Here is a 12,387-nt window from a genome sequence, read left to right on the forward strand (position 1 = left end):
CTCCTCGGTCATGGGTGCGCGGGCGCGGGACGACGGGATCGCCGGCGGCCGGAGCGTCGGGGCCCTGCGGCCGGTCGGCACCGGCACCCGCGCCGGGCAGGAGTGCCGCGAGTTCCCGCTGGTAGGGGAAGGAGCCGGGCCGGTAGCCGCACCAGGGCTCCTCGGCGTACGGATCGCCGGTGACACCGTACGCACGGGACCGGGAGCCTCCGCAGACTTCCCGGAACTCGCACCGCCCGCACCGCCCGCCCAGCGCGTCGGCGTCGCGCAGGCCGGTGAACAGCTCCGAGGAGCGGTAGATCTCGGTCAGCGGCCGGGTGCGTACGCTGCCCGCCCCCAGGGGGAGGAAGCCGCTGGGATGCACGGTACCGGTGTGCGACACGAAGACGAAGCCACGGGCGGCGTTGACGTCCAGCGGCGGGCGCCGGGCCCGCCGGCCACCGGCGTCCAGGCCCAGTTCGGCGGCACGCTCCCGCAACCGCGCGTAGAGCGGCCCGAGTTCCAGCACGGCCACATGGTCGTCACCGGTGTCCGCGAGGATCTTGCGCTGGAGCGCGACCCGGCGGAAGTGGTGGGCCTCGGTCGTCTTGGCGGGCACGGTCAGCCCGACGTCGTACACGAAGTTCAGTACGTCCTCGGTCTCGGCGGGGCTGAGTACGCCGAGTTGACGGCCGCGTCCGGTGGGCACCAGGAAGAAGGCGCTCCACAGCATCGCGCCGTGGTCGCGGACCAGGCGGACGATGTCCGGCAGGTCGTGGAGGTTGTGCCGGGCGACCGTGGTGTTGATCTGCACCTTCATGCCCATCGCGCGGGCGGTGTCCCAGGCGTCCAGTGTCCACCGGAAGACACCGGGGACGCCGCGGAAGCCGTCGTGCAGCTCGGCGGTGGATCCGTCCAGGCTGAGGGAGAGGCCGACCGCACCGGCCGCGTGCACCTCCCGCAGCCGCTCCGGGGTGAGCGTCGGCGTGCCCGACGGTGACACCGCGACCCGGACGCCCACCTCCTGGCCGTGGGCGATCAGTTCGTTGAGGTCGGGGCGCTGGAAGGGATCCCCGCCGGTGATCACGAACAGCGGTGCGGGCTGTCCGAACGCGGCGACCTGGCGCAGCAGGTCCTTGGCCGCGGCCGTGTCCAGCTCGCGGGGGTCGCGGTCGGGTACCGCCTCGGCCCGGCAGTGCAGACAGGCCAGCGGGCAGGCCCGGGTGGATTCCCAGATCACGATGAACGGCCGGTCGGCGACGTCCTGGTGCTGTCGCCGGATCGCTCGCGCGCCGCTCACCGGGTGCCCCCCGTCCTGCCGGGGCGCGGCGTTCGTCCGGCCGTCCGGGAGTCGGGACAGACAGCCCGGGCGGCCGGACGGTGACCGGCCCGGACCGCGCGCAGCATCCGTGACGGTGTTCGGCGGGGGGAGAAGCCGCACGGATGCTGATTGCGGTGGAACACGGGACACCTCCGGGTCGGTCGCTCTCAGCCTGTCGTACCGGGCCCGGTCGCACCGCGGCCGATCAGTCCCGGTCCGGGGGGGCCGTTGGTCCCTTCCTCTGATCCGGGGCAGGGCCGACCGGTCTCCCCCGGGACGGGCGCCGCCCCCGGCCAGGGTGTGGCCGGGGGCGGCGCCGGAGGTCACCGGTGGGGTCAGGAGCGACGCCGGTCCTCCCCCAGGGCGTTCGCCGTGGCCACGAGGGCGGCGCCGGCGCCGGTCAGCAGCGCCCCCAGGCCGGCGACGAGGGTGGTGAGGTGCCATGCCTGGTAGGCGGAGAGCAGGGAGCCGCGCAGGGTTTCCCCCATGAAGACGGTCTGACGCAGCCGCGCGAGCTTCTCGGTGTCGCCCTCGCCGGAGTGCACCTCCTCGGTGATCTCCGCGTAGGTGCGGTACCCGGTGGCCTTGTTGAGGTGGTCCTTGATGAGGTCGGCGTAGGCACGGGCCTCCGCTCCGGTCTCCACGGGGCGGCCCGCGAAGCACGCGAGGTGTGCGGGCAGGCCGTGGTCCGGGAAGGTGATCCGCTGCGCGGCCAGTTCGGCCCGTATCTCCTTGCGGCCGCTGCGGGCGCGCAGCAGCATCACCGGTCCGGCGGCTCCCAGAGCGAGTCCGGTCAGGCCGATCAGGGCGCCGGCTCGGCGGGGCGCAGCGTTCATCGCGTGTCGTCCTTCGGTCTCGGGTGTGTACGGGGTGGTCGCGGGCTGTACGCGGGGGGCGAGGGTGGACGGGGCTTCGGGGGCGTAGGGGGCTCGGAGGTGGTGCGCGAGGGCTCGGGCGTCGCGGGTCAGCGGTGGCCGATGCGCAGGCGCCAGGCCCCGGGGCCGCGTTCGAGGTACTCGACGGAGAAGACACCGGGGCTGCGGTCCTCGATCTGCGCGAGCAGCGGCAGCGGGTCGTGCGGCGCGGTCAGCACCATGGACCGGCCCGGCGGTACGGCGTCGAGGGCACCGAAGACCGTGGCGTGGCGCAGGGCGTGCGGAACGCCGCGGACGTCCAGCTCGGGAACGGCTTTCTCGTCCGCCGCGCCACAGCCGCACGCCCCGCCGGAGCCTCCGGTCTTGCCGGTGGGCGCGGCCCGGTCGGTCCGCGTGGTCCGGTCGTTCACGCCGACGTCGTTCTGCGTGCCGCCCCGCTCGCCGTCCGCGGGCCGGTCGGGGCCGGCCGGCCGGTCCGGGGCGAGGCGGCCGTGCAGCTCGGTGAGGAGCGTGGCCAGGGAGATGCCCGGGGCCAGGGCCAGCAGGGGCAGGACCAGGCCGTTCTCCTTGGCGGTGTGCTCCTCGAAGACGACCTGCAGCGCCCGTGCGTGGGCCACCGCGTCCGCCGGGTCGCCGGCCGTGCGCAGGGTGTCCACCAGCTCGGCGATGCAGCGGTGCTCGGCGGCCAGGCTCACCATGAGCAGACGGGCGTCGGGCATGGTCCGCGCGACCGGGTAGAGGACGGCTTCCTGGGCTGTCGCGTGCGGCAGCAGTTCCCGGTCGCAGAAGGCCACCAGCCCCGTGCGGAGCCTCTCGGCGGCGCCCGGATCGCGGCCCGCGGCGGTGGTCAGCAGGGCCACCCGGCCGGCCAGTTCCCCTGCCGTGCGGGCGAGTTGTGCCTCGGCCGCTTCGAGCGCCGTGGCGTCTTCGGCAGCCGACGCGAGAGTGAGAGCACTCATGGAGGTGACTCCAGCGATTCAGGGCCGGTCGGACCGACCGGTGCGGGCGGGGTCGGCGCGGTCCACCTCGCCCCTGACGCAACCCGGTCGGCGGGTCGGCCGGCCCGGGGGAGCCGGCCGGAGGCGAGGGGGACCGCGGGTCCGGCCGTGACTGAGGAACGGCCGGACGGCGACCGGTCCGTGGACTCACCGCGCCTGCTGCCCGGCCCGTGGCGGAGAAGACGAGGCCCGGCAGGTGACACGACGGCCCATTCCCTTCCCGGCCGGTCGTGTGCCAGCATCGTCCGCCCCGTACGGTCCCCACGTGGGCCGGGCGGGTCCCCGACGGCGTCCACCGGTCCCGGCCCGCCGGGCCGCAACAGGGCCGAACGGCCGTGCCGGGGTGGGTACTCCGGCCCAAGTGCGGGAAGTCGGCACCGTCTAACGTCCGCTCCCATGGACCTCGGCAGCCGTCCCGGCCCGCGCATCCGCCCGCACTCCCCACGAGGGGCGCGGCGCCGATGTCACACGGGCTGACGCGGAACCCGGTCCTCGACGCCGGCCCGCACACCGCTGCCGGAAACCGTGCGGCCGCGGCGTGCCGAGCGGGGCGACCCAGGTCATGAGGTCTCCGCGGTCCCTGCCGGGTCCGGCGCCGGTCCGTCCGCCACTCCGGCGGAGCGCGCGTCGTCGCGTGTCCCCGTAACGGCGCCCGCGCCGGGCCCCGTTCCGCGCGGTCGTCGCGGCGACACGGGGGCCTTCCGCCGCCCGTCCCCACCCTCCCTTCCGCCGTTCCCGCCGCTCCCGCCGAGGCCGACGCCGTCCTTCCGCCGGGACGCGGCCGATCGCGCCCGCACAAGGACTCCTCATGTTCCTGGAAGACCTACGGACGGCCTGCCGCAAGGACCCCGCCCTGCACGGCGTGCACGCCGTCGAGGTGCTGCTGTACCCGGGGCTGTGGGCGATCTGGGCCCACCGCCTCGCCCACCGCCTGCACCGACTGGGGCTCCCGCTGCTGCCCCGGGCGCTGTCCCAGTTCAGCCGCGCCCTGACCGGCATCGAGATCCACCCCGGCGCGGTCATCGGACGCCGCTGCTTCATCGACCACGGCATGGGCGTGGTGATCGGGGAGACCGCCGTCGTCGGGGACGACGTGATGCTCTACCACCGCGTCACGCTGGGCGGTACCGGCTGGTGGACCGACGTACCGGCGGCCGGGCGGCACCCCACCATCGGCGACCGGGTCGTCCTCGGAGTCGGCGCGAGCGTCCTCGGACCCGTCCGGGTCGGTCACGACGCCCTCATCGGCGCGCACGCCCTCGTACTGCACGACGTTCCCGCCCACTCGTGCGTCCGCGCCGCGAGCACGCACCCGTCCACCCCGCCGGAATCCGGCGTCGCACCGGCGCCGAATCCCGCACCCGCACCCGCACCCGCACCCGCACCCGCACCCGCACCCGCACCCGCACCCGCACCCGCACCCGCACCGAGAAAGAAGAACCGACATGACCTCGATACACCCGTCGATCACCGCACTCATCGGCCGCACTCCCCTGGTGGCCCTGCACCGCTACGGTGAGGACCTGCCGGCCCGCCTGGTGGTGAAGCTGGAGTCCGCCAATCCGGGCGGCAGCGTGAAGGACCGCATCGCTCTGGCGATGATCGAGGACGCGCGGACCACCGGCGTTCTCCCGCCGGGCGGCCACATCGTCGAACCGACCAGCGGCAACACCGGCGTCGGCCTGGCGATGGTGGCCGCCGCCCAGGGGCACCCGGTCACCTTCACGATGCCCGAGAGCATGAGCGTCGAGCGGCGGGCCCTGCTGCGCGCGTACGGGGCCGAACTGATCCTCACCCCCGCCGCCGGGGGCATGCGCGGTGCCATCGCCCGTGCCGTCGAACTGGCCGAGCGGCACGGCTGGTTCATGCCGCAGCAGTTCACCAACCAGGCCAACCCCGGCGTTCACCGCCGCACCACCGCCGAGGAGATCTGGCGGGACACCGACGGGCAGGTCGACGTGCTGGTGGCCGGGGTGGGCACCGGCGGCACCGTCACGGGCGTCGGCCGGGTGCTGAAGGAGAGGAAGCCCGAGGTCACCGTGGTGGCCGTGGAGCCGGCCGAGTCGGCGGTGCTCTCCGGCGGCTCCCCCGGTCCGCACCGCCTCCAGGGCCTCGGCGCCGGCTTCGTCCCCGACGTCCTGGACACCTCCGTCTACGACGACGTCCACCGCGTCTCCCTGTCCCAGGCGCAGGAGGCGGCGCGCCGTCTGGCCCGCACCGAGGGCGTTCTCGCCGGTGTCTCCGGCGGCGCCGCCCTGCACGCCGCCACCGTCCTCGCACGGTACCCGCGGCACCGCGGCGAGCTGATCGTGGTCGTCCTGCCCGACACCGGTGAGCGGTATCTGAGTACGGACCTGTTCGTCTGAAGCGGGCCCGGTCGTGCGGAGCCCCGGGACCCCGCGGTCCGGGGCGCCCGGCCGAGAGCCGGGACGGAAGGCCGGGTGACCAGGGCCGTTCGGCCCAAGGCCGGCACCCCGCCGGAAACCTAGGTTCCTGACCATGGAGAACGATCAGAGCGCACGCCAGGGACGGAAGCCCGCTCAGGGGACCTGGCCGCTGGCCGCGCGCAGACTGCTGAACCGCCGGGAGGTCTCGTCCGACGGACGCGCGGTCTTCGGCGAGGGCGACCCCCAGTGGGAGGGTTTCTACCGGGACCGCTGGTCCCACGACAAGGTGGTGCGTTCCACCCACGGCGTCAACTGCACCGGTTCCTGTTCCTGGATGGTGTACGTCAAGGACGGCATCATCACCTGGGAGCACCAGGCCACCGACTACCCGTCGATCGGCAACGACTGCCCCGAGTACGAGCCGCGCGGCTGTCCGCGTGGTGCGTCGTTCTCCTGGTACACGTACTCCCCGAGCCGGGTCCGCTACCCGTATGTGCGGGGCACGCTGCTGAAGCTGTGGCGCGAGGCCCGCAAACGGCTGGGCGACCCCGTGGCGGCCTGGGCGGAGATCACCGGTGATCCGGCGAAGGCCCGCGCCTACAAGCGGGCGCGCGGCAAGGGCGGGCTGGTGCGGGCCGACTGGGACGAGGTGGCCGAGCTGGTCGCCGCCGCCCATGTGCACACCATCAAGCAGTACGGCCCGGACCGGGTGGTCGGCTTCTCGCCGATCCCGGCGATGTCGATGGCCTCGTTCGCGGCCGGTTCCCGGTTCATGTCACTCATCGGCGGCACCCTGCTGTCGTTCTACGACTGGTACGCCGACCTGCCGGTGGCGTCCCCGCAGGTGTTCGGCGACCAGACCGACGTGCCGGAAGCCGCGGACTGGTGGAACGCCGGCTACCTGATCATGTGGGGCTCCAACATCCCCGTGACCCGCACGCCGGACGCCCACTTCCTGACCGAGACGCGTTACAACGGCACCAAGGTCGTGGCCGTCAGCCCGGACTACGCCGACAACGTCAAGCACGCCGACGAGTGGGTGTCCCCGCACCCGGGCACCGACGGCGCGCTGGCGATGGCGATGGGCCATGTCATCCTGCGCGAGTTCCTCGTCGACCGCGAGGTGCCGTACTTCCAGGACTACCTGCGCAAGTTCACCGACGCGCCCTTCCTGGTGACGCTTCGGGAGCACGGCGGGCATCTGGTGCCCGACGGTTTCCTGACCGCCGCCGGCCTGGGGCGGCAGGACGAGAACGCGGACTCCAAGACGGTGCTGCTGGACTCGGTCTCGGGCGAGCCGGTCGTCCCGAACGGCTCCCTCGGCTTCCGCTGGGCGAAGTCCGGCGCGGGCAGCTGGAACCTCGACCTCGGCGACGTCGTCCCCGAACTCAGTCTGCTCCAGCGTGCCGAGGACACCGCCACCGTGGCGCTGCCCCGCTTCGACGAGGGCCCCACCGAGGGCGGTTCGAGCATGGTGCGCGGGGTGCCGGTCCGCAGGATCGGCGGACGCCGGGTCACCACCGTCTTCGATCTGATGCTGGCCCAGTACGGCGTCGAGCGGCCGGGGCTGCCCGGTGACTGGCCGTCCTCGTACGACGACGCCTCCCAGCCGTACACCCCGGCCTGGCAGGAGACGGTCACCTCCGTCCCCGCCGAGCAGGCGGCCCGGATCGCCCGGGAGTTCGCCCGCAACGCGGAGCGCACGAACGGCCGTTCCATGATCGCGCTGGGGGCCGGCACCAACCACTGGTTCCACTCCGACACCATCTACCGGGCGTTCCTGGCCCTGACCACCATGACCGGCTGCCAGGGCGTCAACGGCGGCGGCTGGGCACACTACGTCGGCCAGGAGAAGGTCCGTCCGCTCACCGGTTTCCAGCACCTCGCGTTCGCCTTCGACTGGCAGCGGCCGACCCGGCACATGACGGGCACGTCCTACTGGTATCTCAACTCCGACCAGTGGCGGTACGAGGCGTTCGGGGCGGACGAGCTCGCCTCCCCGCTGGGCAGGGGCAAACTCGAGGGCAAGGCCTTCGCCGACTGTCTGGCACAGGCCGTGCGCCTCGGCTGGACGCCGGGGCACCCCGGCTTCAACCGCAACCCCCTCGACCTGGCGGACGAGGCGGCGGCGCGGGGCCGCCCGGTCGCCGAGCACATCGTGGACGAACTGAAGTCGGGACGGCTGCGGTTCGCCACCGAGGACCCGGACGCACCCGAGAACTTCCCCCGCGTGCTGACGGTGTGGCGGGCCAACCTGCTGGGATCCTCCGGCAAGGGCAACGAGTACTTCCTGCGGCACCTGCTGGGCACCGACGCGTCCGTCCGCTCCGAGGAGACCCCGCCGGAGGGTCGCCCCAAGGAGGTGGTCTGGCACGACGAGGCGCCCGAGGGCAAGCTCGACCTGCTGGTCACCATGGACTTCCGGATGACCTCCACCGGTCTGCTCTCCGACGTCGTTCTGCCGGCCGCGACCTGGTACGAGAAGGACGACCTGTCCAGCACGGACATGCACCCCTTCGTGCACGCCTTCACGCCGGCCATCGCCCCGCCCTGGCAGGCGCGCACCGACTACGACACCTTCCTCACCATCGCCGACAGGTTCAGCGAGCTGGCCGCCCGGCACCTGGGCAGACGGACCGACGTCCTGGCCGTGCCGTTGCTGCACGACACCCCCGACGAACTCGCCCAGCCCGGAGGGGTGGTGAAGGACTGGAAGACCGGCGAGTGCGAGCCGGTCCCCGGACGCACCATGCCCAGGCTGGTGGTCGTCGAGCGGGACTACGCGGCGACCGCGCAGAAGATGCGGGCCATCGGTCCGCTGCTCGACACCCTGGGCACCACCACCAAGGGCGTCACCGTCCACCCCGACCGGGAGATCGAGGACCTGCGCCACCGCTGCGGAACCGTCCGCGAGGGCGTGGCCGAGGGACGGCCGTCACTGGCCACCGCCTCCGACATGTGCGAGGCGATCCTGGCCCTGTCCGGGACCACCAACGGCCGGCTCGCCACCGAGGGCTTCCGCGAACTCGAACGGCAGACCGGCAGCAAGGGCCTGGTGGAACTCGCCTCCGAACGCGAGGCCGAACGGATCACCTTCGCCGACACCCGCACCCAGCCGCGCTCGGTGATGACCTCCTACGAGTGGTCGGGCTCGGAGACCGGGGGCCGCCGCTACTCCCCGTTCGTCATCAACACCGAGCACAAGAAGCCGTGGCACACCCTCACCGGACGCCAGCACTTCTTCGTCCAGCACGACTGGATGACCGAGCTCGGCGAGCAACTGCCCGTCTACCGGCCGCCGCTGAACACCCCCCGGCACTACGGCGACGAGCACCTGCGCGAGGAGGGACGCGCCGAGGTCACCGTCCGCTACCTGACGCCGCACTCGAAGTGGTCCATCCACTCGAACTACCAGGACAACAAGTACATGCTCGACCTGTCCCGCGGCGGCCCGGTCATCTGGATGTCCCTCGAGGACGCCGAGAAGATCGGCGTCAAGGACAACGAGTGGATCGAGGCGTACAACCGCAACGGTGTCGTCGCCTGCCGGGCCGTGGTCACCCACCGGATGCCCGAGGGAACCGTGTACATGTACCACGCCCAGGACCGCAACATCAACGTGCCGAAGACCGAGGTCAGCGGCAAGCGGGGCGGCATGCACAACTCGCTGACCCGGCTGCTGCTGAAGCCGACCCATCTGGCCGGTGGCTACGCCCAGTTCACCTACGCCTTCAACTACTACGGCCCGACCGGCAACCAGCGCGACGAGGTCACCGTCATCCGCCGCCGCAGCCAGCAAGTGGAGTACTGAGATGCCCCGTGGTGAAGCCCCTGTCGGACGAGTGATGGCCCAGATCGCGATGGTGATGAATCTCGACAAGTGCATCGGGTGCCACACCTGCTCGGTCACCTGCAAGCAGACCTGGACCAACCGCACCGGTGTCGAGTACGCCTGGTTCAACAACGTCGAGACCAAGCCCGGTGTCGGCTACCCCCGCCGCTACGAGGACCAGGAGCAGTGGAAGGGCGGCTGGATGCTCGACAAGCGCGGCCGGCTGGTGCTGCGCTCCGGAGGCCGGGTCAAGCGGCTGCTGTCGCTGTTCGCCAACCCCGACCTGCCCTCCATCGAGGACTACTACGAGCCGGTCACCTACGACTACGACAACCTCATCAGCGCCCCCGCCGGCCCCGACATGCCCGTGGCCCGGCCCCGCTCGGTGCTCACCGGCAAGCCCACCGAGATCACCTGGGGAGCCAACTGGGAGGACGGCCTCGGCGGCGCCCCGGAGAACGCCGGCGCCGACCCCAACCTCAGCGGTGAGTGGGCCGAGAAAGTCAAGTTCGAGTTCGAGCAGACCTTCCTCTTCCACCTCCCCCGGCTGTGCGAGCACTGCCTCAACCCGGCCTGCGTGTCGGCCTGTCCGTCCGGCGCGATGTACAAGCGGGTCGAGGACGGCATCGTCCTGGTCGACCAGGACAAGTGCCGCGGCTGGCGGATGTGCGTGACGGCGTGCCCGTACAAGAAGGTGTACGTCAACCACGCCACCGGCAAGGCCGAGAAGTGCACCTTCTGCTTCCCGCGCATCGAGGCCGGCCAGCCGACCGTCTGTTCCGAGACCTGCGTCGGCCGGCTGCGCTACCTCGGCCTGGTGCTGTACGACGCCGACCGGGTCGGTGAGGCGGCGGCCACCCCGGACGAGAAGGACCTGCTGGACGCCCAGCGCGGAGTCTTCCTCGACCCGTTCGACCCCGAGGTGATCGCGGCGGCCCGCGCGTCCGGCATGCCGGAGGACTGGCTGGAGGCGGCCCGCCGCTCCCCCGTCCACGCCCTGGTGTCGAAGTACAAGGTGGCGCTGCCGCTGCACCCGGAGTACCGCACCCTGCCGATGGTCTGGTACGTCCCGCCGCTCTCCCCCGTGCTCGACGCCGTCGACGCGGCCGGCGGCAACCAGGACGACCCGGACCATGTGTTCGCGGCCGTCACCCGGCTGCGCATCCCCCTGGAGTACCTGGCGGAGCTGTTCACCGCCGGGGACACCGACGTCGTCGGCGGGGTCCTGATGAAGCTCACCGCGCTGCGCTCGTACATGCGCGAGCGCACCCTCGGCGAGGAGGGCGACGAGGCGGCGCTGAAGGCCGTCGGGCTCACCGCGCGGGAGGCGGAGGACCTGCACCGGCTGCTCGCCGTCGCCAAGTACGAGGACCGTTACGTCGTGCCCGCCGCGCACAAGGAGGACGCGGCCGCGATCTCCGCCATGGAGGACCGGTGCCCGGTGGAGACCTCGGGCGAGGCGGAGTCCGGCGACGGCCGCCGCGTCATGCTCGGCATCCCCACCCTGCGCCGCCGCTCCGACGACGCCCCCGCCGGAGGCCGGCCGTGACCTCACTGCGCGCCCTGATCCGTCCCTCCTCCCGCCGCCGCCCCCCGGCACTGACACCCGAGGAGGCGGAGCAACGGGCCCTGCTGCTACGGCTGCTGTCCCTGCTGCTCCAGTACCCCGACGCCGAACTCGCCGCCGCCCGGCGGGTGCTCACCGCCACCGTCGAAGCGATGGAGCCGTCCCCCGCCGCCGGGCATCTCGCCGAGTTCACCGCCTGGTTCGCCGCCCAGGAGCCGGACGCGCTCCAGCAGCACTACGTCGAGACCTTCGACCTGCGCCGCCGGAGCAGCCTCTACCTCACCTACTACCTGCACGGCGACACCCGCCGCCGGGGCATGGCCCTGCTGACGCTGGCCCAGCGGTTCCGCGCCGCGGGCTGGGAGACCGACGGCGCCGAACTCCCCGACCACCTCCCCGTGGTCCTGGAGTTCGCCTCGCTCGCCGGTCCGGGCGGCGGCGAGGCCCCGCTGCGCCAGCACCGGCGCGGTCTGGAGCTGATCCACCACGCGCTGACCGCCGCGGAGTCGCCCTACCGGCACGTGCTGGCCGCACTGCTCACCCTGCTCCCGCCGCCCACCGAGGCCGATCTGAGGGCGGTGGCCGAGCTCGCCGCCCAGGGGCCGCCCAACGAGGACGTGGGTCTCGACCCGTACGGGTCGGGGGAGTTCGCGCCGCCGGACGCGTTCGTCCCGCCCGAGCAGGCCGAGCCCACGTTCATGCCTCCGGTGCCGGCGCCGCCCGGCCAGGCGCCGCCCACCCCTCCCCGCCGTCCCGAAGGTTCGCGATGAACGTCTCCGCAGCCGACCTGCTCCTGTGGGTCGCCGTCCCGTACGTCTGCCTCGCCGTGTTCGCCGTCGGGCACGTATGGCGTTACCGTCAGGACCAGTTCAGCTGGACCACGCGCACCAGCCAGCTCCTCGAACACCGCTGGCTGCGCTGGGGCAGCCCGCTGTTCCACCTCGGCGCGTTCATGGTGATCGGCGGGCACATCGTGGGACTCGCCGTGCCCGCGTCGTGGACCGGGGCCGTCGGCATCGATGAGCACACCTACCACAACGCCGCCGTGTGGGGCGGCTCCGTGGCGGGCATCGCCATGGTCGCCGGGCTCGGCATGCTGTCCGCCCGGCGGCTGCTGGCCCCGCGCATCCGCCGGACCACGGACCGCAGCGACAAGGTGCTCTTCCCGCTGCTCGCCGCGACCGTCCTGCTCGGTATCGTGGCCACCGCCGCGCACAACGTCCTGGGCGAGGGCTACGACTACCGCTCCACCATCTCCGTATGGTTCCGCGGCCTGTTCACCCTCACTCCGAAGCCCGAGGCGATCGCCGGTGCCCCGCTGCTGTTCCAGCTCCACGCGCTGACCGCCTGCCTGCTCTTCGCGGTCTGGCCGTTCACCCGCCTGGTGGCTCTGGGCGCTGGCCCTCGGCACCGCCGCGACCCGCACCA

Annotated in this window: 9 protein-coding genes; 6 read left to right on the forward strand and 3 right to left on the reverse strand. The window is 72.8% G+C overall.

From position 1 onward, the window contains the following. The 3 genes from B9S61_RS17450 to B9S61_RS17460 form a co-directional block, all read right to left on the reverse strand. On the reverse strand, window positions 1-1,279 hold a 1,279-nt coding region (locus B9S61_RS17450), incomplete at its 3' end, for a TIGR04053 family radical SAM/SPASM domain-containing protein (RefSeq protein WP_219819925.1). Between the two features lie 356 nt (window positions 1,280-1,635). Beyond that, the gene (locus B9S61_RS17455) at window positions 1,636-2,136 is read right to left on the reverse strand and encodes a hypothetical protein (RefSeq protein WP_103543096.1); all 501 of its coding nucleotides are present in this window, start codon (window positions 2,134-2,136) and stop codon (window positions 1,636-1,638) included. Between the two features lie 128 nt (window positions 2,137-2,264). Further along, the gene (locus B9S61_RS17460; RefSeq protein ID WP_103543097.1) at window positions 2,265-3,134 is read right to left on the reverse strand and encodes a DUF2249 domain-containing protein; all 870 of its coding nucleotides are present in this window, start codon (window positions 3,132-3,134) and stop codon (window positions 2,265-2,267) included. An 847-nt stretch (window positions 3,135-3,981) separates the two neighbouring features. On the opposite strand from B9S61_RS17460, the gene epsC reads away from it, so the two are divergent. From epsC to narI, 6 genes are all read left to right on the forward strand, one after another. Further along, entirely contained in the window at window positions 3,982-4,692 is a 711-nt protein-coding gene (gene epsC / locus B9S61_RS17465) for a serine O-acetyltransferase EpsC (RefSeq protein ID WP_103543098.1), read from the forward strand. After that, window positions 4,619-5,539 (forward strand): cysteine synthase A, encoded by a 921-nt coding sequence (gene cysK / locus B9S61_RS17470; protein ID WP_103543099.1) that lies wholly within the window; start codon window positions 4,619-4,621, stop codon window positions 5,537-5,539. Before epsC ends, cysK begins: the two co-directional genes overlap by 74 nt. A 133-nt stretch (window positions 5,540-5,672) precedes the next feature. Beyond that, window positions 5,673-9,371: a nitrate reductase subunit alpha gene (locus tag B9S61_RS17475; RefSeq protein WP_103543100.1), complete on the forward strand. Its 3,699-nt coding sequence runs from the start codon at window positions 5,673-5,675 to the stop codon at window positions 9,369-9,371. 1 nt (window position 9,372) lies between these two features. Beyond that, on the forward strand, window positions 9,373-10,941 hold the full coding sequence (gene narH / locus B9S61_RS17480; protein WP_103543101.1) for a nitrate reductase subunit beta: 1,569 nt from the start codon (window positions 9,373-9,375) through the stop codon (window positions 10,939-10,941). Continuing rightward, entirely contained in the window at window positions 10,938-11,729 is a 792-nt protein-coding gene (gene narJ, locus B9S61_RS17485; RefSeq protein WP_103543102.1) for a nitrate reductase molybdenum cofactor assembly chaperone, read from the forward strand. Before narH ends, narJ begins: the two co-directional genes overlap by 4 nt. After that, the coding region (gene narI / locus B9S61_RS17490; protein ID WP_103543103.1) for a respiratory nitrate reductase subunit gamma at window positions 11,726-12,387 on the forward strand (662 nt) is incomplete at its 3' end. The genes narJ and narI, both read left to right, overlap by 4 nt.

This window comes from Streptomyces sp. SM1 (assembly GCF_002910825.1).
Classification (GTDB): Bacteria; Actinomycetota; Actinomycetes; order Streptomycetales; family Streptomycetaceae; genus Streptomyces; species Streptomyces okerensis.